Genomic DNA, 22,943 nt, shown 5'->3' with positions numbered 1-22,943 from the left:
GGGCCGTCGACGCCCCGGCCCGGGCCCCGGCTCGGGCCCTGCCCGGGGGCAGGTCAGCCGCGGCTCAGGCCCCGCCCGCAGGACCGCTCGCCCCGCCGGCGCCCTCCGCGAGGCCGGGCGGTGGCGGCAGCTCCACGGCGCGCGCCAGCCGCGCCAGGTAGGCGGCGCGGGAGATCTCCACGACGCCGAGGGACGCGAGGTGGTCGGTGCGCCACTGGACGTCGAGCAGGCGGCCTGCGCCGCCGGCGCCGTCGTCGCGCAGGAGCTCGACGAGCGCCGCGAGCGCGGCCTTCGAGGCGTCGGTCGCCCGCGAGAACATCGACTCCCCGGCGAAGAGCCCGCCGACGACGACGCCGTAGACGCCGCCCACCAGCGCCCCCGAGGCGTCGCGGACCTCGACGCTGCGGGCGTGGCCCAGCCGGTGCAGGCGCAGGTACGCCTCGCGCACCTCGGCCGTGATCCAGCGGCCGGGACGCGAGGGGTCGGCGCACCCGTCCACGACCTCGGCGAAGGCCCCGTCGACCGAGGTGGTGAAAGAGCGTCGCGACCGGCGCAGGGAGCGGGTCTCGCGGAAGCCGTCGAGGGGGAGGACCCCGCGGGGGTCGGGGGACCACCAGCCGATCGGACGGCGACCGCCGCCGCCGAGCCCCATGGGGAAGAGGCCCAGGGCGTAGGCGTCGAGCAGGGTGGCGGGCTCGAGGTCGGCCCCCGTCGCCACGAGGTCCTCCCCCGGCTCCGCGCCGGCGAGGGCCGCCGCCAGGGAGGGTCCCCAGCCCGACCGCAGCCGCGGACCGCCCGTGCCCGGTGCCGGACTCCTCGTTGCTGGCCCGCTCACCGCCGGCCCGGGCGTCGTAGGACCCGTGCCCGCCCGGGGGCGCCCCGGCCGCGGCGTCCCGGCCGGTCGGGGGCTCACCTCCGACCCCGGGCGCGACGAGGGCCGCCGTCCCGGGGAGGGACGGCGGCCCTGGTCGTGCCGCCGGCGCCGGCGGGTGCCCTCACGTGCGCGACGGCGCCGGGACGCGGGGGCGCCGCGTCAGCTGAAGGAGTCGCCGCAGGCGCAGGAGCTGCCGGCGTTGGGGTTGTCGATCGTGAAGCCCTGCTTCTCGATCGTGTCGGCGAAGTCGATCGTCGCGCCGTCGAGGTAGGGCACGCTCATGCGGTCCACGACGACCTCGACGCCGTCGTAGTCGCGGACGGCGTCGCCGTCGAGGGTGCGCTCGTCGAAGTAGAGCTGGTAGATGAGGCCGGAGCAGCCGCCCGGCTGCACGGCCACGCGCAGGCGCAGGTCGTCGCGGCCCTCCTGGTCGAGGAGGCTGCGCACCTTCTCGACGGCGGGCGTGCTCAGCTCGACGCCGTGGGTCTTCGCGGGCGCCGTGGCCGGCTCGGTCGGCGTCGTGGTCTCCGAGGTCTGCGTGCTCATGTGTGCCTCCGCACTGCGGGCGCCGCGGCGCCGGGGTGTCGAGCTCTCGGGAGAGCGGGTACGTGGGCGCCAACGGCGCCGGTCGCCGGTCTGTTCCGACGACCCGAGGGTAGACGCCGCCGCGCGGGGCCGGGAGGAGCGGCGCCCGACGCCGCGGGCGGGGTGCCGCTACGCCTGGCCGGCGAGGCGGGCGAGCAGGAGGGCCTCGGCCGTGCAGGCGCCCTCGAGCACGCGCAGCGACAGCGACTCGTCGACCCCGTGGGCCCGCGTGTCCGGGTCCTCCACGCCCGTCACGAGGACGGTGGCGCCGGGCAGGACGTCGAGCAGCTCCGCGACCACCGGGATCGAGCCCCCCATCCCCTGGTGGGCCACCGTCGCGCCGTCCCAGGCCGTCGTGAGGGCCCAGTCCGCCGCCGCGAGGACGGCGGCGTCGCCGGCGCTCGCGCCGTCGAAGGGGCGGCCGGAGCCGAGCCGCCGCACCTCGAGGTGCGCGCCGAAGGGCGTGGTGGTCTCCAGGTGGGCGGTGACGAGCCGCTCGGCCTCGTCGACGTCCTGGCCGGGCGCCAGGCGGACCGACAGCTTGGCCCGCGCCGACGCGGCCAGCGTGTTGCTCGCGTCCGCCATCGGCGTGGCGTCCGTCGCCACGACCGTGGCGGACGGCCGCGACCACGTCCGCGCCAGCAGGCTCCCGCGGCCGACCAGCGCGACGCCCTCGAGCACCCCGGCGTCGGCGCGCAGCTCCTCCTCCGTCCGGGGCAGGTCGGCCGCCTCGCCGCGCACGAGCCCTTCGACGGCGAGGTCGCCCTCGTCGTCCCAGAGCCGGGCCAGCAGCACGGTCAGCGCCGTCGTCGCGTCCGGCACCAGGCCGCCGTAGAGGCCCGAGTGCAGCGGGTGGTCGAGCGTGCGCACGCCCACCTCGAGCTCGAGCAGGCCCCGCAGGCTCGTCGTCAGCGACGGGCGGTCCACCGACCAGTTGTCGGAGTCGGCGACCACGACGACGTCGGCGGCGAGCCGGTCCCCGTGGGTCGCCAGCAGGTCGGGCAGCGAGGGCGACCCCGACTCCTCCTCCCCCTCGACGAGCACGACGACGCCGACCCCCTCCTGCGGCCCCCAGGCCGGCAGCAGGGCGCGCAGCGCCGTCACGTGGGCCATGACGCCGGCCTTGTCGTCGGCGGTGCCGCGGCCGTAGAGCCGGCCGTCCCGCTCGGCCGGCTCGAAGGCCGGCGACGTCCAGGCCGCAGCGGGCCCGGGCGGCTGGACGTCGTGGTGGGCGTAGAGGAGGACCGTGGGCGCCCCGGCGGGGGCGGGGCGGCGGGCCAGGACGGCCGGTGCGCCCGGCGAGCCGTCGGCGCACCGCGCCCGCAGCACCTCCACCTCCCGCATCCCGGCGCCCCGCAGGAGGTCGGCGACGACGGCGGCGCTCTCGTCCAGCGCCGCGGCGGCGTCCGGCCAGGAGGACACCCCGGGGATGCGCACGAGCGCCTCGAGGTCCGCCCGCGCCGCGGGCAGCAGCCCCCGCACGCGCTCGCGCAGCGCCGGCACCCTCGGGTCGGCCTCCGACGCGCGCCCGTCGTCGCTCCCACAGGTCGGGCGAGTCGGGTGGAGTGGGCTGGTCGTCGGCGTCGGGCTGGTCTCGTGCGCGCGGGGGTCGGCCATGCGGCGACGCTACCGAGGAGGTCCGACGCCGCCCCCCGAGCTCGGGGCTCGCCCCCGGCAGCGGTGCCGGGAGCCACCACGGCGAGCACCTATCCTCGCCCCGTGCTCGGACGCCGGAAGACCTCGCCGCCCCCCGTGGAGGAGACCGCCCCGCCCGCGGTCGGCAAGGGGCGCCCGACGCCGCGGCGCCACGAGGCCGAGGCGGCGCGCCGCCGCCCCCTCGTCGTCACCGACCGCAGGGCCGCCGCGAAGGCCTCCCGCGAGCGCCTGCGCAGCGAGCGCCTGCGCACGCGCTCGGCGATGGAGACGGGCGACGAGCGCTACCTGCCCGCCCGGGACAAGGGCCCGGCCCGCCGCTACACCCGCGACCTCGTCGACGCCCGCCGCAACGTCGGGGAGTACCTCCTCTTCGCGGCCCTGGGCCTCGTCGTGCTCCAGTTCGCGCTGCAGTCGGTCAACACCCTGTGGGGGCTGTACTCGACGCTCGCCCTGTGGTTCGTCGTCCTCGCGGTCGTCGTGGACTCCTTCCTCCTCAACCGGCACCTCAAGAAGCGCCTCGCGGCGCGCTTCGGCGACGACCTCCCGGCGGGCACGGTCCGCTACGGCGTCCTGCGCGCGCTGCAGATCCGCCGCAGCCGGCTGCCCAAGCCGCAGGTCCGCCACGGCGAGCAGCCGCGCTGAGGGCGGCGCCGTGAGCCGCTCCCCCGGCCGGCGTCCCGCGCCCTCCCCCGTCCGGCGCCCCGGGCGGCGGCTGGCCCGCACCGGCGCCGGTGCGGCCGCGGCCCTCTACGCCGCCAACTGCGCCCTCGGGACGGCTGTGGGGCTGCGCCTGGTCGACACCTCACGGGTGCACTGGGTCCACCACGCCCTCTACGGGGTCGTCGTGGCCGGTGCGGCGGGAGCCGTCGCGCTCGGCGCGGCGGCCGGCAGCCGCACCGCCCCCCTGCTCGCCCCGGCGTTGGTACCCCTCGGCGTCCTCCCCCGGGTGCGGGCGCCCTCGCGCGGGCACGTCCTGCTGGCGGCCTCGGCCGCGCCCGCCTACCTGCTCGCCCTGCGCGCGGCCGCCTCCGAGCGCGCCGCGGACCGGACCCCGACCGCCCCCCGGAGGCGCTGACCGTGGAGTTCCTCGACGTCGTCCGCAACCGCCGCACGACCAACGGCCACTTCCTGCCCGACCCCGTCTCGGAGGAGCACCAGCGGCTGCTCGTGACGGTCGCGGGCACCGCGCCGTCGCACTTCAACAGCCAGCCCTGGCGCTTCGTCCTGGTCGAGGAGCGCGAGGTCATCGAGCGCGTCGCCGACATCAGCGCGAGCTCGATGGCGCGGATGCTCTCGAACGGCACCTTCTTCGAGCGGTACAAGCCCTACTTCCGCTTCTCCGAGGAGGAGATGGAGCGGCGGCGCGACGGGATGCTCATCGACCAGCTGCCGGCGGTCCTGCGCCCCTTCACGCGCTCGGTCTTCACCGGCGCGGGCCAGGCGATGATGAACCGGCTCCGGGTGCCGCGGACCCTCGCCGAGCAGAACCGCCAGCTCGTCGCCGGGTCCCCGCTGCTGCTCGCCGTGCTGCTCGACAAGGAGGAGTACCGCCCGGGCGAGCTCTCCGGCTTCTACTCCGTCTTCGGCATGGGCGCCGCGGTGGAGAACATCTGGCTGACGACGGTGCAGCTCGGCATGGGCATCCAGTTCGTCTCCTTCCCCATGGAGGTGCCCGAGGCCTGGGCCGAGATCCAGCAGATGCTGGCGGTGCCGGACGACCTCGAGCTCATGGCCGTCTACCGCCTCGGCTACGTGCCCGAGGAGGCGCGCCGCCCGCGCATCGACTGGTCGAGCCGCCAGCGCAAGCGGCTCTCGCAGTACGTCTACCGCGGCACCTGCCGGACGCCGCTCAGCGACGAGCCGGAGGCCTGAGCGACCGGGGGCCTACCGGTCCCGGCCGCCGGCGGCTCCGACCCGGAGCTGGCCCCGGGGGCGCAGCACGGCCGTGGAGCGGACGGCGCGGTCCTCCAGCCCTCCCACGACGGGCACGTCGTGGCGCGCCACCTCGTCGAAGGCCGCGCGGGGCAGGTGGGCGCGGCCGGGGTCGCCGACGAGGACGTCGGCGCCTCCCTCGCGCAGGCGCCGCAGCACCGGCAGCAGCCGCAGCGCCGTCGAGCGCTCGTAGAAGAGGTCGCCGACGAGGACCACCTCCGCCCCGCCCAGCGGACCGGTCGGGCCGGCGTCCGCCAGGGCGTCGGCGAGCAGCACCTCCACGTGGACCCCGTTGAGCGCGGCGGACCACCGGGCGGCGGCCACCGCCGCCGGGTCGACGTCGAGCGCGCGCACGTCGCCGGCGCCGGCGAGGGCCGCCGCCACGGCCACGAGGCCCGACCCGCAGGCGACGTCGACGACCCGCCGCCCGGCCACGAGGCCGGGCCGGTCCAGCACCGTGCGCGCCAGGGCCTGGCCGCCCGCCCACGGGCTGGCCCAGAAGGGCGGTGGCTGCGGGGCGCCGGCGCGGTCCTCCGCGCGCTGCCACACCGCCATGACGTCGGCGGCCACGGGCAGCACCACCTCCGGCACGAGCGGCACGGGCGCCGGGGCGGCCTCGGCGCGCACGACCTCCTCCGGCGTCACCGGGTCATCCTCGCCCGCCTCGGCGGGGCTGGTCCTCGGGCGCCCGCCGATGGCCCGAGGGGTCCAGGCGCACGGGGGCGGGGGCGGCACGAGAGGTCGCCCGGAAGTGCCAGGCTGCACCGCGTGAGCAGCGCCACGCACGTGCCCGAGACGTCCCGGCACGAGGAGGAGCTCGAGGCCGACGACGCGTGGCACACGCTGCGGCGCTGCGGGCCGTCCCTCGCGGTGGAGTCCTTCCGCCGCTTCCGCTACGCCGACGGCTTCTCCCACTCGCGCGCCCTCGGGCTGCAGATCTGCCTCGCCGCCCTGCCGCTCGTCGTGGCGCTCGTCGGGCTGGCCGGGTCCGTCAGCGGCCCGGACGTGGCGCAGGTCCTGCGCGCCGTCGTCATCGCCCTCACGCCCGGCGTCTCGCGCGATCTCGTGACCGCGACGCTGGACGAGGATCCCTCCTCGGGCGGCGCGCGGCTGGCGCTGTGGATCGGCCTCGTCTCCGCCCTCGCCGTGCTGACGACGGCGATGGCCCAGGTCGAGCGCGGCGCCAACCGCATCTACGGCGTCGAGCGCGACCGCCCCTTCGTGCGCCGGTACGCGCGCGCGGCGGTCATGGCCGTCGTCGCGGGGCTGCCGGCGCTCGCGGGCTTCGTCCTGCTCGTCGGCTCCGGGCCGGCCGGCGACGCCGTGCACGAGATCTACGGCCGTGACGACGACGTCGTCCAGGCGGTGGCCGTGCCGTTCGGCGCGCTGCTGCTCGTGGCCTCGGTGACGGCCATGTTCCGCCACGGGCCCCGCCGGGTGCAGCCCGGCTGGTCGTGGCTGGCGCTGGGGGGCCTCGTCGTCCTCGCCCTCTGGTCGGCGCTGACGGCGGGCGTCGTCGAGTACGTCGAGCTGTCGTCGAGCTTCACGACCGTCTACGGGCCGCTGGCCGTCGTCGTCGCGCTCCTGCTGTGGGGCCAGCTGACGTCCGTCGCCATCTACCTCGGCCTCGCGGTCGCGGCCCAGCTCGAGGCGGTGCGGGCCGGGGTCGAGCGGGGGGCTCGCCAGGACGTGGCCTGACGGCGCCTACCGTGGCTGAGGGCCCCACTCGAGGAGGAGCCCACCGACGAGGAGCGCTGAGGACACTGGCACGACGCACCACCGCAGGAGCCGCCGCCGTCGCCGCCCTGCTCGCCGTCGCGCCCGCGGCGTCGGCCACGGCACCGGAGGCCGTCGCCTACTGGGGCTCCTTCCTCGTCGAGGACGGCGCCTGGGCCTTCGCCCCCGTGGGCCCCAGCGCCCGGACCGCCGAGGACGGCACCGTCGAGGGCTGGCGCTTCGTGACCGCACCGGCCGACGCCCGGCCGCGGCCGCCGCGCGGCCGGCCGACCTTCGCCGAGCTGTGCCAGGACGTCGCACCCGTCGAGGGGCAGGTGCGCGTGGGCGTCGTCGTCGACTACGGCCGGCCCGTCGACGCGCCCCCGGGGGCGCAGGAGGAGCCCCCCGCCGCGCGTGGCGCCTGCGCTCAGGTGCCGGAGGGCTCCTCCGGCGAGGTCGTCCTCGACGACGTCGCCGCCCTGCGCGCCGAGTCGGGCGTGCTGTGCGCCCTCGACTCCTACCCCGCCGACGTCTGCCAGCCCGCGGTCCCGCTGCCCGACGCGGCGCGCGCGGCCGACGGACCGGTCGACGTGGCCCTCGGCGCCCCCGCTCCGCAGGCCGCCGCAGGGGCCGACGGCGCCGCCGCGGACGCCCCGGGGCCGGACTCCCTCCTCGCCGGACCGGCCGGCCTCGCGGGAGCCGTCGCGGTGGCGCTGGCGCTCGCCGCGGGCCTGTCCGCCGGTGCGGCACGAGCGCTGCAGCGGCGGCGGCGCAGCGCTCCCTGACCCAGACCAACCGGTCCCGGGCGCCGCGCGCGACGGCGAAGCGCAGCCTCACCTCGGCTGCGCGGCGACCGGTCCGGGCGCAGCATCTCCCCGTGGACGCAGCGGGAGAGCGAGCGGTGGACGAGGTCGACGAGCGGTCGCCGGGCGAGGTCGTCGCCCCGGCCGGGATCCGGGCGTCGGCGACCCACGAGGGCGAGCCGCACGGACGGGGCCCCGGGCGGCTGGGCTGGCTGCGCGCCGGGGTGCTGGGCGCGAACGACGGCATCGTCTCGACCGCCGGCCTCGTCGTCGGCGTCGCCGGGGCCACGGTCGACCGCGGCCCGCTGCTCACCGCCGGGCTCGCCGGGCTAGTCGCCGGCGCGGTGTCGATGGCCCTCGGCGAGTACGTCAGCGTGAGCACGCAGCGCGACAGCGAGGCCGCGCTCATCGCGAAGGAGCGGCAGGAGCTCGCCACCCAGCCCGAGGAGGAGCTGGCCGAGCTGGCGTCGCTGTACGAGGAGAAGGGCCTGTCGGCGGCGACGGCGCGGCAGGTCGCCGAGGAGCTGACGGCGCACGACCCCGTCGCGGCCCACCTGGACGTCGAGCTGGGCCTCGACGAGGAGGAGCTCAGCCGGCCGTGGCAGGCGGCCGGCGCCTCCGCCGTCGCGTTCACGACCGGCGCCCTGCTGCCGCTCCTCGCCGTGCTGCTGCCCCCGCCCGAGCTGCGGGTGCCGGTCACCGTCCTCGCCGTCCTCGCGGCGCTGGCCCTCACCGGCGCCGTCAGCGCCCGCCTGGGCGCCTCGCCGGTGCGGCCCGCCGTCGTGCGCCTGCTCGTGGGCGGCGCCCTGGCGATGGCGGCGACCTTCGCCGTCGGCAGCCTCGTCGGCGGGGCCGCCGGGCTCTGACCCGGGGCCCCACCGGGGGCCGGGCCGGTGGTGGCGGGCTGCTGGCGCGGGCCGGTGGCGCGGGTGCCGGGAGGACCTGGTCAGGCCCGCGTGCGGTCGGGCACGAAGGGCGGGCGCACGACGCGGCAGGCGAGGGCGCGGCCGCGCACGTCCACGGCCACGAGGTCGTCCCGCTCGACCGCCGCGTCGAGCAGCGCGAGGGCGACGCCCGCCCCCAGGGTCGGGGAGAAGGTGCCCGACGTCGTGGTGCCGACGCGGCGGCCCTCCGAGTCCTCGACCGCGAGGCCGGCGCGGAGCACGCCGCGGCCCTGCGCGAGGAGCCCCCACGAGCGGCGGGCGGGGCCGGCCTCCCGCTCGGCGAGGAGGGCGTCGCGCCCCCAGAAGGCGGGCTTGCCCCACCCGACCGCCCAGCCGACGCGCGCCTGCACGGGGGTGATGTCGCGCGTCAGCTCGTGGCCGTGGAGCGCGTACCCCATCTCGGTGCGCAGCGTGTCCCGGGCGCCGAGGCCGCAGGCTCGCCCGTCGCGGGCGCGGACCTGCTCGAGGGCGGCGTCCCACAGCTCGCCCGCGTCCTCCCACCGCGGCAGCAGCTCGTAGCCGCGCTCCCCCGTGTAGCCGGTCCGGCAGACGACGACGGGCCGGCCGCGCCACGAGGCGTCGACCCAGCCCATGTAGTCGGCGCCCACGGGCAGGCCGAGGGCGTGCAGGACGCCGTCGGCCTCCGGGCCCTGGACGGCGAGGACGGCGTGCTCGCGGTGCTCGTCGAGGACCTCGACGCCCTCCGGCGCAGCGCCCCGCAGGCGCTCCGCCACCTCGCCGGCGTTGGCCGCGTTCGGGACCGTGAAGACCTCGTCGTCGCCGCGCAGGTAGGCGATGAGGTCGTCGACGACCCCGCCGTCCTCGGCGCAGCACAGGCTGTACTGCGCGCGGCCGGGGGCGATGCGCCCCAGGTCGTTGGTGAGGCAGGAGTCCACGAAGGCCGCCGCACCGCGCCCGCGCACCCGCACCTTGCCGAGGTGGCTGACGTCGAAGAGGCCCACGGCCTCGCGGACGGCCCGGTGCTCGGCGACGACGCCGCCGCCGGCGTGCTCCAGCGGCATGGACCAGCCGCCGAAGTCGGCCATCTTCGCCCCCGCGGCGACGTGGCGGTCGTGCAGCGGGCCCCGCAGGGCCCCGCCCGGGGCGAGGTCGTCGGCGGCCTCCTCGCGCACCACCGGGGCCTCGGCCTCCGCGGCGGCGGCGGACTGCGCCGTCCCCGCCCGGCTCGCGTCGCGGGGGTCGTCGTGCGTGGCTCCTGCTCCCGTGGTCACCCGGGCGACCCTAGCCAGGCCCGCGGCGACGGCGGCCTCCGACGGCGGTCCGCGCCGGTCGCGGGTCGTGGGTGCGTGGGTAGCCTGCCCAGATGACTTCCGTGAACCTCGTGAACAAGGACGTGGCGTCGGCGCCGGCCGACGCCGTCGTCCTCGCCGTCGCCGCCACCGACGACGGCCCCCGCCTCCTCGCCGACCTGCCGCGCGCCCTGCGGTGGCTCCCCGGGGCCCTGGGCTCCCTCGGCGTCACGGGCGCGGCGGACGAGGTCGTCAAGGTGCCCTCGGCCGGCGGCGCCACCGCCGGCGTGCTGGTCCTCGCCGGCGTCGGCCGCACCACGGGCGACCGCCCGGGCCGTGAGGCGCTGCGCCGCGCCGCCGGCGCCGCCGCCCGCGCGTGCGCGGGCCTGCAGGTGCTCGCGCTCGGGCTGCCCGCGGCCGACGTCGAGGACGCCGTCGCGGCCGTCGAGGGCGCCCTCCTCGGCGCCTACGCCTACTCGCCGTACAAGGAGCGCACCGCTGCCGCGCAGAAGGCCCCCGTCGCCGAGGTCGCGCTGCTGACGACGTCGCCGCGCGACAAGGAGCTCAAGGTCGGCGTCGAGCGCGCGCGCGTCCTCGCCGACGCCGTCGCCGCCGCCCGCGACCTCGTCAACGCCCCGCCGGTCGACCTCTACCCCGAGTCCTTCGCGGACGTCGCCGTCGCCGCGGGCAAGGAGCACGGCCTCAAGGTCAAGGTGCTCGACGACGTCGCGCTCGCCAAGGGCGGCTACGGCGGCCTCACGGGCGTCGGCAAGGGCTCGGCGCGCGGGCCGCGGCTCGTCAGCGTCACGTGGTCGCCGCGGGGCGCCGCCGCGAAGGTCGCGCTCGTCGGCAAGGGCATCACCTTCGACTCGGGCGGCCTGTCCATCAAGCCCGCCGCGTCGATGGAGACGATGAAGTGCGACATGGGCGGCGCCGCCGCCGTGCTGCAGGCCGTCGTCGCCGCCGCGCGCCTCAAGCTCCCCGTCGAGGTCACCGCCTGGCTCTGCCTCGCCGAGAACATGCCCGGCGGGGGCGCCATGCGTCCCTCCGACGTCATCACGACGTACGGCGGCCGCACCGTCGAGGTGCTCAACACCGACGCCGAGGGCCGCCTCGTGCTGGCCGACGGCCTCGTCTCCGCGAGCGAGCAGCAGCCCGACCTCATCCTCGACGTCGCCACCCTCACCGGCGCCCAGATGGTGGCCCTCGGCAGCCGGGTCTCCGCCGTCATGGCCGACGACCCGCAGGTGGGCCAGCGCGTCGTCGCGGCCGCCGAGCGCTCGGGCGAGCAGTTCTGGCCCATGCCGCTGCCGGAGGAGCTGCGCGCGAGCCTGGACTCGCCGGTGGCCGACATCGCCAACATGGGCGAGCGCTACGGCGGCATGCTCGTCGCCGGTCTCTTCCTGCGGGAGTTCGTGGGCCGCACGGGCGGCGAGGGCAGCCCCCGCATCCCCTGGGCGCACCTCGACATCGCTGGGCCCGCCTTCAACGAGGGCAAGCCGTGGGGCTACACCGGCAAGGGCGGCACCGGCGTGGCCGTGCGCACGCTCGTGCAGGTGCTCGAGGACGCCGGCAAGCGCTGACACCCGCCCCCGCCGCCGCCACCGCGCGACGCTGGGGCGTCTTCCGCGCCGACGACGGGCCGCAGGACCACCGCTGAGGGTGGACCTGCGGCCCGACGTGCTCCCCGTGCTCGATGCTCGTAGGCCCGGCTCGTGGTGCTGACGTCGTGCGACCGCGTCCGCCGCGTCGTGGGCCCGTGCGTGAGGACCCGTGCGTGAGGGCCAACGCGTGAGGGGCTCGGGCCTGATGGCACCCGCGGCGCCGAAGGAACCGTCAGGTCGAAGGGCCCGTCAGGTCGAAGGACCCCTCAGGGCGAGAGGACCTCGGCGGCGGCGGGAGGCGGTGCGTCAGCGAGGACCGAGGGCTGCGCGGACGAGCGCCAGCGCGCGGTCGCCGTCGACGCCGAGGCGCCGGACCCGCTCGGCGTACTCGGTCGCGGCCGCGACGGCCTGCGCCTCGGCGTCCGTGCCCGCGGCGACCACGGTCCCGGCGCGGCCACGGGTCTCCACGACGCCGTCGGCCTCGAGCTCCTTGTACGTCCGCGCGACGGTGCCCGGCGCGACGCCCAGCTCCTCGGCGAGGCGCCGCACCGGCGGCAGCCTCTCCCCCGGCGCGAGGTCACCCGCGCCGACGGCCTCCACGACCTGCGCCCGCAGCTGCTCGTACGGCGGCACGCCCGAGCCCTCGTCGACGCGGAAGGCGATCACGGTCGCGCCCGCCGAGCCGAGACCACGACAGGTCGCGCGCCGCCGGCGCCCGGGGACGCCGCGGGCGGGAGACCCCTCACCGTCGGCGCCGGGCCTTCTCCTCCGCCCGCTGGCGCGCGTTGTAGTCGCGCATGCGCTGCGGGTAGCCGGTGAAGTTGACGTCGTAGAAGGGCATGGCCAGGTCCTGGGCGAACTGCCGGGCCGTCCTCACGTCGGGCACCCGACGCCGCGTCCACTCGCCGTCGGTGGCGATGAGGAGCAGCGTCAGTCCGGTGTCGTTGGTCGCCGGCTCGAGGTAGGCCTCGACGCCCACGCGGGTGCGCGCGAACTCGGCCATGTGCGCCGAGGACTCACCGCGCTCCGCGCGCGGTGACGGCGCGCCCGCCGCCGACCCCGGCGACGCTGCGCCGCCCCGGCCGAGGAGCCGCGACCACCACGCCATGCCGTCCTCCTCCGTGCGCCGTGCGAGGCAGGCCCCCGCCGAGCTCACCACGGTAGCCGTGCCGCCTGGGCGCCCGGTGCGGGTCGCCCTCCCGACCACCGACGGCGGCGCCGGGCCGATCGACGCGCGCGCGGGGCCGTCCGGCACGAGACGCCGGGGTCATGGCCCCCCTCGCAGGGACCGGGCTCCGAGGGCACCGGCCTCCGACGGCAACAGCGACCGCGGGCACCAGCGACCGCGGGCGGGGACCCACGCCGCCGAGAACAGGCACGGCGCACGCCGGGGTCAGGGGTCGTCGCCGTCGTCGCCGCTCGGTGACCCGTCGTCCACGAGGCCGCCATCACGGCCGGGTCGGCGGCCAGGACCGGCACCCCCGGGCTCGACGGAGGGACCGGGCTCGGACTCGTCGGCGGCGCAGGTGCCGTCGGGGTGGTGGAGCTCGTCGGTCAGCTCGTGGGCGAGGTCTTCCAGGCGCGCCCGCCAGGGTGGGGGCGCGGTGGCCGGTGGTGGGTCGCCGGCGCGGGTGATGACGGGGCGTCCGTCGACGAGGTGGGCGACGAGGGCGCCGGTGTGGACGCGCCGGTGGTCGTGCCCGCACACCAGGGCCAGGTTGGACAGGTCCGTGGGGCCGCCGTCGGCCCAGTGCACGACGTGGTGGGCCTGGGTCCTGCTCACGGGGGCGTCGCAGTCCGGAGCGATGCACCCGCGGTCGCGGATCGCGAGGGCGCGGCGCTGGGCGGGTGTGACGGTGTAGGCGGCCCGGCCCACGTCCAACGGCTCGGAGCGGGAGCCCAAGACCGCAGGCACGACCTCGGCGTCGCACGCCAACCGGCGCACCGCACCGGCCGACAGCGGGGCGTCGTCAGCCAGCAGACCCGCCCCGGCCACGGCGCCGGTGAGGGCGGGCAGGTCCATCGTCACGACCACCCGGGCCCGGGCACCGCCCTCGGAGGGGACTCCGGTGGGGCTGCCCGGCGGGGCCGACAGGGTCTTGTCGGCCAGGGCCACGAGGGCGTCGGCGCGGCGCTGCGCCGCGGAACGCAGGTCCGGGCCGTGCTGTCCGGACGGCTCCGGGGCAGCGAGGGCCTCCAGCGCGGTCATGAGGGTCGCGCCGGCCTCGGGGGCCAGGCGCCCCCGCACGTGCCACGTGCCGTGCAGGTCCGGCGAGCAGTACAGCTCCCGGCGCCGGTGCGCGCGCTCCTCCCGCCGCCCCAGCAGGTCACCGCCCTCGACCGGGGCGTCGTCGCCGGCCTCGGACAGCTCGGCGCGGGCCAGCAACCCCGCCGCGTGGTGGCGCAGCACCGTCAACGGCACCTCGGGGGCGTGGGCGAGGAGCACCCGCTCCACCGCCGCGCGTCCTGCCGGCCCGTAGTGCTCGGGCAGGTCCAGCACCGTCCCCGCGACGACGTCCGCGGCCTCAGCGCTGAGGAGCCCCGCGGCCAGCGCGGCGCCCGTCGCGGTGCCCTCCCCCAGCCCGGCGCCGCGCCCGCCCGTGCGGGCGACCCGCTGGGCGGGCAGCCCGGAACCGGTGACGTAGGCGACGGTGGCCTGCCGGCGGGCTGCGGTCGCGGGGTGCACCCCCAGCACCCCCGCGAGCTCACCGCGCCCGTCCCCCGCCCGCGACCGCGCGAGGACGGCCCGCTCGCCCGGCGTCAGACCGCCCGGCACCAGCGCCTCACCCCGGGCCGCGACCTCCCCCAGCACCACCACCTGCGCGGCCTGGGAGACGCGCACCAAGGCCTCAAGCTCGGACAGCACCGCCCGCAGGTCCGCCGTAGCCACCGACCACACCCCCAACCCAGCCACCGCCGCACGCCCCGCCGCCAGAGCCGACCGCAACGCGAACAGCGCCGGCACCGCCTCAGCACCTGCCACCACGCCGGAGGAGACAGCAGGCGACGCGGCACCAACGTTCTCGTCACCGGGCACGACCTCGGAGGGAGAAGCGCCCGGCACGGCGCCGGGCACCCCCGCCTCCGGCACCGCCTCGTCCTCCACACCCACGACCGTAGGCGCGACCACCGACAGCGGCTCGAACACGTGCTCGACGGACGTAGGTGGGGGGCGACCCACGCGGTGGTCCCCGTGGTCCCGCCACCGCCCCGCGGGCCCCGGCCGCGTCCGGTTGCCGCGCTCGCCCGGGGTAGTGCCAGGATGGGCGGCGCCCCGGCGCCGCGGACGACCTCCGCGGGCAGGGGCGGACAGACGTCCCGCGACCCAGCGACACCCCAGGAGCCCCGCGTGCCCGAGTCCCCCGCAGACACCGTCTACGACGTCGTCGTGCTCGGGGGTGGCAGCGGCGGGTACTCCGCGGCCTTCCGGGCCGCCGAGCTGGGCCTGTCGGTCTGCCTCGTCGAGAAGGCCGAGCTGGGCGGCACCTGCCTGCACCGCGGCTGCATCCCGACGAAGGCCCTCCTCCACGCCGCCGAGGTGGCCGACTCCGCCCGCCACGCCGAGGGCTTCGGCGTCAAGGCCGAGCTCCAGGGCATCGACATGGCCGGGGTCAACAAGTACAAGGACGGCATCGTCAGCCGCCTCTACAAGGGCCTCCAGGGCCTCGTGAAGGCCCACAAGGTGACGATGGTCGAGGGCGAGGGCCGCCTCGTCGCCAGCGACGCCGTCGAGGTCGACGGCACCCGCTACCGCGGCAAGAACGTCGTCCTCGCCACCGGCTCCTACTCCAAGAGCCTCCCCGGCCTGGAGATCGGCGGCCGCGTCATCACGAGCGAGCAGGCCATCCGGCTCGACCACGTCCCCGAGCGGGCCATCGTCCTCGGCGGCGGCGTCATCGGCTGCGAGTTCGCCAGCGTGTGGAAGTCCTTCGGCGTCGACGTGACGATCGTCGAGGCGCTCCCCCGCCTCGTCGCGGCGGAGGACGAGGCGGCCTCCAAGGCCCTCGAGCGCGCCTTCCGCAAGCGCAAGATCGGCTTCTCCACCGGCGTGCGCTTCAAGGGCGTCACGCAGGACGACAGCGGCGTCCACGTCGAGCTCGAGGACGGCAAGACCTTCGACGCCGACCTCATGCTCGTCGCCGTGGGCCGCGGGCCCTCGACGCAGGGCCTCGGCTACGAGGACGCCGGCGTCACCCTCGACCGCGGCTTCGTCATCACCGACGAGCGGCTCCGCACCGGCGTCGAGACGGGCGCGGGCGGCCACGTCTACGCCGTCGGCGACATCGTCCCGGGCCTGCAGCTCGCGCACCGCGGCTTCGCGCAGGGGATCTTCGTCGCCGAGGAGATCGCCGGCCAGCAGCCGGCGCCGGTCGTCGACGCGATGATCCCGCGGGTCACCTACTCGACGCCGGAGATCGCCTCCGTCGGCCTCACCGAGCGCCAGGCGCGCGAGCTCCACGGCGAGGACGGCGTCGAGGTGCTCGAGTACAACCTCGGCGGCAACGGCAAGAGCCAGATCCTCGGCACCCAGGGCTTCGTCAAGCTCGTCCGGCAGAAGGACGGCCCCGTCGTCGGCTTCGTCGCCGTCGGCGACCGCATGGGCGAGCAGGTCGGCGAGGCCCAGCTCATCGTCAACTGGGAGGCCTTCCCCGAGGAGGTCGCCGCGCTGGTGCACGCGCACCCGACCCAGAACGAGTCCCTCGGCGAGGCCCACCTGGCCCTCGCCGGGAAGCCGCTGCACAGCCACAGCTGAGGGCCGGGCGCCCCGCTCGTCGTGCGGGACGCCAGCACCCGCACCGAGCCGTCCGACCCCAGAGGAACAGGAGACCCCATGTCCCAGTCCGTGCAGATGCCCGCCCTCGGCGAGAGCGTCACGGAGGGCACCGTCACGCGCTGGCTCAAGCAGGTCGGTGACGCCGTCGAGGTCGACGAGCCCCTGCTCGAGGTGTCGACCGACAAGGTCGACACCGAGGTCCCCTCGCCCTTCGCCGGGACGCTGCAGCAGATCCTCGTCGAGGAGGACGAGACGGTCGAGGTCGGCGCCGACCTGGCCGTCATCGGCGACGGCGAGGCCGGGGACGGCGGCGACGCGGACCAGGGCTCGCAGGACGCCGCCCAGGACGAGCAGCCCTCGCCCGAGCCGGCCCCCGCGCAGGACGAGCAGCCGCAGCAGGAGGAGCCCTCCTCCGCGGGGCCGCAGGCGGCCTCGCCCCAGCAGGGCGGCGGCAGCGGCTCCGGGACGACGGTCGCGATGCCGGCGCTCGGCGAGAGCGTCACCGAGGGCACGGTCACCCGCTGGCTCAAGAGCGAGGGCGACACGGTCGAGGTCGACGAGCCCCTGCTCGAGGTCTCCACCGACAAGGTCGACACCGAGGTCCCCTCCCCCGTGGCGGGCACCATCACCAAGATCCTCGTGGGCGAGGACGAGACCGTCGAGGTCGGCGCGGACCTCGTGATCGTCGGCGGCGAGCCCGCCGGCGGCGACTCCTCCGGCGGCGACGCGCAGGACCAGGGCGCCGGCGAGGCGCAGGAGGCCCCCGCCCCGGCCCCCGGCGAGTCCGACGACGCCGAGGACCTCGGCGACGAGGCGGCCTCCCGCGAGCAGGCCGAGGAGGACGCGGAGCGCAAGACGTCCTCGCGCGGCTCGGGCGCCGACGACTCCGGCGACCCGGAGGCCCCGCCCGCCGGGCAGTCCGAGCCCGAGCAGGACACGCAGTCGTACACGTCGCCCGAGCCGCAGGTCCCGACGGGCACCGCCCAGCCGCAGGCCTCGGAGCCCGCGAGCGGCGGCAGCACCACGTCGCCGTCGTCGACGGGCAGCGGCTACGTCACGCCGCTCGTGCGCAAGCTCGCGCAGCAGCACGGCGTCGACCTCTCGACCCTCACCGGGACGGGCGTGGGCGGCCGCCTGCGCAAGCAGGACGTCCTGGCCGCGGCCGAGAAGGCCCAGCAGGCGGACCAGCAGCCCGCCGAGCAGGAGCAGCCCGCGGCCGCCGCGGCCCCGGCCCAGCAGGCCCCGTCCGGCTCGGCGGAGTCCTCCGCCGGCACCCGCGCCGACGGCCCCTCCGTCAAGGGCCGCACCGAGGAGGCGGCGCGCGCCGTCGCCTCCAAGCGGGGCACGACGGAGAAGATGTCGCGCCTGCGCAAGGTCATCGCCCAGCGCATGGTCGAGTCGCTGCAGGTCTCGGCCCAGCTGACGAGCGTCGTCGAGGTCGACGTGACGCGGATCGCCCGACTGCGGGCCCGCGCCAAGTCCTCCTTCGAGCAGCGCGAGGGCGGGCGACTGTCCTTCATGCCGTTCTTCGCGCTCGCCGTCTGCGAGGCCCTCAAGGCCTACCCGCAGGTCAACGCGAGCGTCGACGGCGACTCGGTCGTCTACCACGCGCAGGAGAACCTCGGCATCGCAGTCGACACCGAGCGCGGCCTGCTCGTGCCGGTCATCAAGGAGGCGGGCGACCTCAACCTCGCGGGCCTCAACCGCCGGATCGCCGACCTCGCCGAGCGCACGCGGACGAACAAGGTCACGCCCGACGACCTCGCCGGCGGCACGTTCACCATCACGAACACGGGCAGCCGCGGGGCGCTCTTCGACACCCCGATCATCAACCAGCCGCAGGTGGCCATCCTCGGCACCGGCGCGATCGTCAAGCGCCCGGTCGTCGTCACGGACGGCGACGGCGGGGAGTCCATCGCGGTGCGCTCGATGATGTACCTGGCCCTGTCCTACGACCACCGCATCGTCGACGGCGCGGACGCGGCCCGCTTCCTGTCCACGCTGAAGGCGCGGCTCGAGGAGGGCGACTTCGCCTCCGAGGTCGGCCTGTAGGGGCATCCCCGCGAGAGCACGACGACGGCGCAGCCGCCGTCGGAGTCGGCCGCCGCCGCGCCTCCCCGGGCGCGGCGGCGGTCGACCCGCACCACCACCCGCACCACCACGACGGCCCGCCTCCCGGGCCCTCCCGGCCCCGGAGGTCGCGCGCATGAAGGTCGTCGTCTGCGGTGCCTCCGGCCTCATCGGCACCGCCCTGCGCGAGCGCCTCGCCGAGCGGGGCCACCAGGTGGTCCAGCTCGTCCGGCGCGAGCCCTCCGGTCCCGACCAGGTGCGCTGGGACCCGGCCCGTCGCCGTCTCGACGCGGGCGCCCTCGAGGGCGTGGAGGCCGCCGTCAACCTCTCGGGGGCGGGCGTCGGGGACCAGCGCTGGACCCCGGCGTACCAGCGCGAGGTCCTCGCCTCGCGCACCGAGCCCACTCGCACGCTCGCCGAGGCCCTCGCCCGGCTCGAGCCCCGGCCGCGGGTCCTCGTGCAGGGGTCCGCGATCGGCGTCTACGGCCACCGGGGCGAGGAGGTCCTCACCGAGGCCTCCGCGCCGGGCTCGACCTTCCTGGCGGACGTCGTCCTCGACTGGGAGGCGGCCGCGCGCCCCGCGCAGGACGCCGGGATCCGCACCGCCTTCGCCCGCACGGGGCTCGTCATGGCCCCGGGCGCCGGCGCCTTCGGCAAGCTGCTCCCCCTGCTTCGCCTCGGCCTGGGCGGACCTCTCGGCGACGGTCGGCAGTGGTGGAGCTGGATCACCCTCGAGGACGAGGTCTCCGCCCTGGTCCACCTGCTGGAGACCGACGTCGAGGGGCCGGTCGACCTCACGGGGCCGGCGCCGGTGCGCAACGCGGAGCTGACGCGAGCCCTGGGGCGGGCCTTCGGCCGGCCCACGCTCCTCCCGGTCCCGCGGCTCGCCCTGCGGGCGGTCGTGGGCGGCTTCGCCGACGAGATCCTCGCCAGCCAGCGCGTGCTGCCGACCGTGCTCCAGCGCAGCGGCTTCCGCTTCGCCCACGAGGACGCGGACGCCGCCGCCCGCTGGCTCGCCGACGCCGCCTGACGCGCGTCGGGGCGCCGTCCTGGGGTCGTCGCCGCCAACCCGTCCTCCCCTCCCTTCGCGGGACGGCACCCTCTGGATTGGTCCGCGCGCCGATGACGACCCGAAGCGGTGGACTTCGGCCCCCGACACGCGTTCTCGCTGGTCAGGGGCCTGTTCCCGTGGTCTCGTAGGTCGCGGCGGAGCTCGCTCCGCCGGATCCGACGACGGCGCCGACGCCGTTCCCGACGACCGGAGGACATCCCCGTGATCAAGAAGACCCTCGCCCTCTCCGCGGCCCTGGCCATCACGACGCTCCCCCTCGCGGCCCCCGCGATGGCGGCGAGCAGCGGCACCACGGAGCTCACCGGCAGCCTCACCCAGCTCAACGACAGCGGCGCCAGCGCCGAGGTCACCGGTTCCATCACCGGCGACGAGCTGACGATCAACATCACGCCCCAGGGCCTGCTCGAGGGCGCTCCCCACGCGCAGCACATCCACATCGGCGGCACGAACTCCTGCCCGTCGAACGACATGGAGGGCTCCGGCGCGAACGGCGCCCTGCAGGTCACCGACGCCGCCGGCAGCTACGGCGCCATCGCCGTCTCCCTCACCACCGAGGGCGACACCTCCCCCGACAGCGGCCTCGCCGTCGACCGCTTCCCGGTCGGCAACCCCACCTACTCGCGGACCCTCGAGGTCTCGCCCGAGGTGGCCCAGCAGATCGCGAACGGTGACGGCGTCGTCGTCCTGCACGGCGTCGACCTCAACGGCTCGGGCGCCTACGACGGCGACGTCATGTCCGACCTCGACCCCTCGCTGCCCGAGGAGGCCACCGACCCGGCCGCCTGCGGCACGCTCGACGTCGCCTCGATGTCGATGCCGGGCGGCGGCGCCGACACCGGCGCCGGCGGTGCGGCGGGCACGCAGACCCTCACGCTCGTCGTCGGCGGCGCGGCCGTGGCGGCGGCGGGTGCCGCGGGCCTCGCCTACTCGCGTCGTCGCGCCGGCCAGCGCGGCTGACCCAGCGGCTCTCCCCGGCCCCGGCGCCGGCCGTGCTCACGGCCGGCGCCGGGGCCGACCGCTCTCCCCCGTGCGCGGCGTCGCGCGGGCCCCGCAGGTCCGGCCGACGGAGGCAGGCATGACCCCCGCACGACGACCCGTGGTGCGCCGGTGGCAGCGCGCCGTCCAGGTGGGCACGGCCTCGACCGCCGCCGCGCTCCTCGTCGGTCTGGCGGTGGGCGCCACCGCCCACGACGACGTCGGCCCGAGCGGCGCACCGGCCGTCGTCGCCGGCCACCACGGCAGCACGGTCCTCGCCGCCGGACCTGCGGCCGACGAGGCGGCGGCACCGCTCACGGGCTCCGCCGGAGGACGCACCCCGCACGACCACGGGGACCTCGAGGTGACCGTCATGCTGGGCTCCGGAGGGACGACCCGCGTCCAGGGCCCGGTGGAGCCCGGTGACTGGTACTCGCTGGTGAACCACACCGAGGACGACCAGGTCCTCACGACCGCCGACGGCGCCCTCGAGGTCGATGTCCCGCTCCAGCGGCTCATCACCCTCCAGGCGCCGGACGCGCCCGGCACCTACCGGCTGGTCTCGACCACGGACGCGACCGTCGTCGCCGAGCTCGTCGTCGCCGGACCGTCGGCCTGAGGCTCAGGACGGCGCCAGCACCTCCTGCACCGCCCACCCGTCCTCCCGCCGGACCAGCCGGAGCCGCGCGGGGACGTCCTGCCCCTCCGCCACCACCGCGAGCACGTTGCCGTCGTCCGCGACGAGCCGGTGCGCGGCACTGCGCGTCACGACGTCGACGAGGACGTCGTCCGTGCTCGCCCCGGCCCCGTCCGGGACCGGCGCCCGCTCCGCGCGGACCACCACGGTCTCCAGCCCCGCGAGCCGTTCGCCCCGGCGCGTCAGCGCCTCCAGCTCGGCCATGTCCGCCGCCAGGGCGGGGGAACCGGCCGCCGACGCCCGCTCGAGCGGGGCGGCGTCCCTCGTCGCGAAGCCGCGGTCACGCAGCGCCGCGAGCGCGGTCACGGCCGCCACGGGGTCGTCCGTCGACGGGTCCGCCACCAGGCCCTCGGGCGGGTCCACCGCCGGGTCCGCCGGAGGCTCCGCGGTCGGGCCGGCCGCCGACGCCGTCGGCCGGGCGGGGCGCGCTGCCGGCGACGCCGTCCCACCGGGCTGCGTCGGCGTCCCCGTGGGTCCCGCGGCGGACGAGGGCGCACCGGGCGCTCCGGCGGCCGACGCGCCGGCGTCCGGGAGGACGAGCGGCACCAGGAGCGCCACGAGCGCGACGACCGCGGCCGCGCCCGCCGCCGCGAGGACGGCCGTCGGCGCCGAGGGGCGCCGACGCCCTCCGGCGGCCCCCCGCCGCGACCGTCGACGGCGCCGCCGACCCGTCCCCTCCGACGGCGCCGCGTCGGGGGACGCCGCGCCGCGACGCGCCGCGGCGCGGACGCGGTGCGTCACCACCTCGTCGGGCGGGGCACCGGGGTCGGTCGGCACGAGACGGACGGGCTCGGCCGCCGCGCAGCCCCAGGCGCGGGAGGCGAGGGCCCGCGCGTCGGGCCGGCGCTCCGGGTCCGCCTCCAGGCAGTCCTCCAGCAGGTCCACGAGCGGCCGCGGCAGGTCCGGGCGCAGCACGACGAGCGGCGGGCGCTGCGACACCGGCCCCGGCGGCAGGGCCGCGAGCGCGTGCCAGGCGCAGGCGGCGAGCGCGTGCACGTCCCCGGCCGGCGTCGCGGAGGCGCCCGCCAGGCGCTGCGGGTCCGCGTAGCCCGGCGTCAGCTCGACGAGCGGCGGCCCTCCGCCCGCGGCCGGTGCGGCCGCCACGAGCCCGGCGGTGCCGAGGTCGGCCAGCAGCGGTCGACCGTCCTCGGCGAAGAGGACGTTGCCCGGCGAGACGTCGCCGTGGACCACGCCGGAGGCGTGCAGGTCCGCCAGTGCCCCGGCCAGCGGGACGAGGAGGGTGACGACCTCGCCCGCGTCGAGGGCGCCGCGAGCGGCGACCAGCGCGCCGAGGCTGCCGCCGAGAGCGTGCTCGAGGACCAGGACGGGCCGCGGAGGAGACGCGGCGGTGGCCGCCGTCTCGGTGACCCCCTGCAGACGCACGAGGTGGGGCCCGTCCAGCGCGGCCGCCAGCGCCGCCTCGTCCCTCAGACGCGCTCGCGCGGCCTCGTCCACCGGCACCGACGTGCGCAGCACCTTGAGCGCGGCGGCCTCCCCGGTGGCCTCCTCGACGGCGCGCCACACCTCCCCGGACCCGCCCCGACCCAGCAGCCGCTGCACCGTCCACCCGGGGACGACGGGAGCGACGGCGGGCCCCTCCGCCGGGCCGTCGCCGGAGTCGACGGGCAGGTCGAGGCCCGGGAGCGGCTCCTCGGCCGGCACGACGCGCAGCGGCCAGGGCGCCGCCTCGGCGCCCCGGTCCTCGAGCCGCTCCCACCACGGCGGGCCGGAGCTGCCGCCGAGGTCGTCCTCCTCCCCCGCGCCCCGGTCGGGGCCGAGCCCCTCCCGCGACGCCGGGCCCTGCCCGCCGTCGTCCGACCCCTCGGGCTCCCGCCCACCGCGCGCCGCGTGCCGTCCCACCACGCCGTCAGTGCAGCGGCTCGCGCCCGACCCCGCAGGCGCCGTCCACAGGCGGCTCCCCCGGGACCCTGCGACGAGAGCCGAGCCGGCGGCGGAGCGCTGCGGGGGCGAGCCCCCGGGGCAGGATGGGA

General features: G+C 77.7%; 21 protein-coding genes. 12 read left to right on the top strand and 9 right to left on the bottom strand.

Annotated features, from left to right (window positions below; genetic code table 11):
• Positions 1-64 precede the first annotated feature (64 nt).
• The 3 genes from aat to Q0789_RS07805 form a co-directional block, all read right to left on the bottom strand.
• The gene (gene aat, locus Q0789_RS07815) at positions 65-718 is read right to left on the bottom strand and encodes a leucyl/phenylalanyl-tRNA--protein transferase (protein ID WP_298803877.1); all 654 of its coding nucleotides are present in this window, start codon (positions 716-718) and stop codon (positions 65-67) included.
• A gap of 315 nt (positions 719-1,033) precedes the next feature.
• Positions 1,034-1,420, bottom strand: a complete 387-nt coding sequence (locus tag Q0789_RS07810) for an iron-sulfur cluster assembly accessory protein (protein ID WP_171204364.1) — start codon at positions 1,418-1,420, stop codon at positions 1,034-1,036.
• Positions 1,421-1,588: 168 nt separating this feature from the next.
• The gene (locus Q0789_RS07805; protein WP_298803875.1) at positions 1,589-2,962 is read right to left on the bottom strand and encodes a M20/M25/M40 family metallo-hydrolase; all 1,374 of its coding nucleotides are present in this window, start codon (positions 2,960-2,962) and stop codon (positions 1,589-1,591) included.
• A gap of 216 nt (positions 2,963-3,178) precedes the next feature.
• Between Q0789_RS07805 and Q0789_RS07800 the strand changes: the two genes are divergently transcribed.
• From Q0789_RS07800 to Q0789_RS07790, 3 genes are read left to right on the top strand one after another with little or no spacing between them, the layout of a single operon-like run.
• Positions 3,179-3,757, top strand: a complete 579-nt coding sequence (locus Q0789_RS07800) for a DUF3043 domain-containing protein (RefSeq protein WP_298803873.1) — start codon at positions 3,179-3,181, stop codon at positions 3,755-3,757.
• A gap of 10 nt (positions 3,758-3,767) precedes the next feature.
• A complete protein-coding gene (locus tag Q0789_RS07795; RefSeq protein WP_298803870.1) occupies positions 3,768-4,190 on the top strand; it encodes a hypothetical protein in 423 nt (140 codons plus the stop codon).
• A 2-nt stretch (positions 4,191-4,192) separates the two neighbouring features.
• Entirely contained in the window at positions 4,193-4,987 is a 795-nt protein-coding gene (locus tag Q0789_RS07790) for a nitroreductase family protein (RefSeq protein WP_298803868.1), read from the top strand.
• Between the two features lie 12 nt (positions 4,988-4,999).
• On the opposite strand, the gene Q0789_RS07785 is transcribed toward Q0789_RS07790, so the two are convergent.
• The gene (locus Q0789_RS07785) at positions 5,000-5,692 is read right to left on the bottom strand and encodes a methyltransferase (RefSeq protein WP_298803866.1); all 693 of its coding nucleotides are present in this window, start codon (positions 5,690-5,692) and stop codon (positions 5,000-5,002) included.
• Positions 5,693-5,815: 123 nt separating this feature from the next.
• Here Q0789_RS07785 and Q0789_RS07780 point away from each other — a divergent pair, with 123 nt between their 5' ends.
• The 3 genes from Q0789_RS07780 (at position 5,816) to Q0789_RS07770 (ending at position 8,432) form a co-directional block, all read left to right on the top strand.
• Positions 5,816-6,745 carry a YihY/virulence factor BrkB family protein gene (locus Q0789_RS07780; RefSeq protein ID WP_298803864.1) on the top strand — a complete coding sequence of 310 codons (930 nt, stop codon included), beginning with the start codon at positions 5,816-5,818 and terminating at the stop codon, positions 6,743-6,745.
• A gap of 11 nt (positions 6,746-6,756) precedes the next feature.
• Positions 6,757-7,548 (top strand): SCO2322 family protein, encoded by a 792-nt coding sequence (locus Q0789_RS07775; protein ID WP_298803862.1) that lies wholly within the window; start codon positions 6,757-6,759, stop codon positions 7,546-7,548.
• Positions 7,549-7,715: 167 nt separating this feature from the next.
• Positions 7,716-8,432, top strand: a complete 717-nt coding sequence (locus tag Q0789_RS07770; protein WP_366917681.1) for a VIT family protein — start codon at positions 7,716-7,718, stop codon at positions 8,430-8,432.
• Positions 8,433-8,512: 80 nt separating this feature from the next.
• Here the strand turns inward: Q0789_RS07770 and gcvT are convergent, their stop codons facing one another.
• Positions 8,513-9,601 (bottom strand): glycine cleavage system aminomethyltransferase GcvT, encoded by a 1,089-nt coding sequence (gene gcvT, locus Q0789_RS07765; protein ID WP_366917680.1) that lies wholly within the window; start codon positions 9,599-9,601, stop codon positions 8,513-8,515.
• Positions 9,602-9,834: 233 nt separating this feature from the next.
• Here gcvT and Q0789_RS07760 point away from each other — a divergent pair, with 233 nt between their 5' ends.
• Complete coding sequence (locus Q0789_RS07760; protein ID WP_298803857.1) at positions 9,835-11,343, top strand: leucyl aminopeptidase; 1,509 nt, start codon at positions 9,835-9,837, stop codon at positions 11,341-11,343.
• 327 nt (positions 11,344-11,670) lie between these two features.
• On the opposite strand, the gene Q0789_RS07755 is transcribed toward Q0789_RS07760, so the two are convergent.
• From Q0789_RS07755 to Q0789_RS07745, 3 genes are all read right to left on the bottom strand, one after another.
• Entirely contained in the window at positions 11,671-12,027 is a 357-nt protein-coding gene (locus Q0789_RS07755) for a GntR family transcriptional regulator (RefSeq protein ID WP_366917679.1), read from the bottom strand.
• 79 nt (positions 12,028-12,106) lie between these two features.
• Complete coding sequence (locus tag Q0789_RS07750) at positions 12,107-12,472, bottom strand: hypothetical protein (RefSeq protein ID WP_298803853.1); 366 nt, start codon at positions 12,470-12,472, stop codon at positions 12,107-12,109.
• A gap of 285 nt (positions 12,473-12,757) precedes the next feature.
• Positions 12,758-14,254, bottom strand: coding sequence for an HNH endonuclease signature motif containing protein (locus tag Q0789_RS07745; RefSeq protein WP_298803849.1), 1,497 nt, complete (start codon positions 14,252-14,254; stop codon positions 12,758-12,760).
• Between the two features lie 459 nt (positions 14,255-14,713).
• On the opposite strand from Q0789_RS07745, the gene lpdA reads away from it, so the two are divergent.
• The 5 genes from lpdA to Q0789_RS07720 all read left to right on the top strand — a co-directional run bounded on the left by lpdA (position 14,714) and on the right by Q0789_RS07720 (position 20,874).
• Positions 14,714-16,117, top strand: a complete 1,404-nt coding sequence (gene lpdA, locus Q0789_RS07740; RefSeq protein WP_298803846.1) for a dihydrolipoyl dehydrogenase — start codon at positions 14,714-14,716, stop codon at positions 16,115-16,117.
• A 78-nt stretch (positions 16,118-16,195) separates the two neighbouring features.
• Positions 16,196-18,190, top strand: coding sequence for a 2-oxoglutarate dehydrogenase, E2 component, dihydrolipoamide succinyltransferase (gene sucB / locus Q0789_RS07735; RefSeq protein WP_298803844.1), 1,995 nt, complete (start codon positions 16,196-16,198; stop codon positions 18,188-18,190).
• Between the two features lie 154 nt (positions 18,191-18,344).
• Entirely contained in the window at positions 18,345-19,238 is an 894-nt protein-coding gene (locus Q0789_RS07730; protein ID WP_298803843.1) for a TIGR01777 family oxidoreductase, read from the top strand.
• Positions 19,239-19,481: 243 nt separating this feature from the next.
• The gene (locus tag Q0789_RS07725) at positions 19,482-20,237 is read left to right on the top strand and encodes a hypothetical protein (RefSeq protein WP_298803841.1); all 756 of its coding nucleotides are present in this window, start codon (positions 19,482-19,484) and stop codon (positions 20,235-20,237) included.
• A 118-nt stretch (positions 20,238-20,355) separates the two neighbouring features.
• On the top strand, positions 20,356-20,874 hold the full coding sequence (locus tag Q0789_RS07720) for a hypothetical protein (protein ID WP_298803839.1): 519 nt from the start codon (positions 20,356-20,358) through the stop codon (positions 20,872-20,874).
• Between the two features lie 3 nt (positions 20,875-20,877).
• Here the strand turns inward: Q0789_RS07720 and Q0789_RS07715 are convergent, their stop codons facing one another.
• Entirely contained in the window at positions 20,878-22,815 is a 1,938-nt protein-coding gene (locus tag Q0789_RS07715) for a serine/threonine-protein kinase (protein ID WP_298803837.1), read from the bottom strand.
• Positions 22,816-22,943 lie beyond the last annotated feature (128 nt).

The sequence above is a fragment of the uncultured Pseudokineococcus sp. genome (assembly GCF_947499845.1).
Lineage (GTDB): Bacteria > Actinomycetota > Actinomycetes > Actinomycetales > Quadrisphaeraceae > Pseudokineococcus.
Note: the sequence above shows the minus strand (reverse complement) of the source record. Positions and strands in the feature narration are given on the sequence as shown.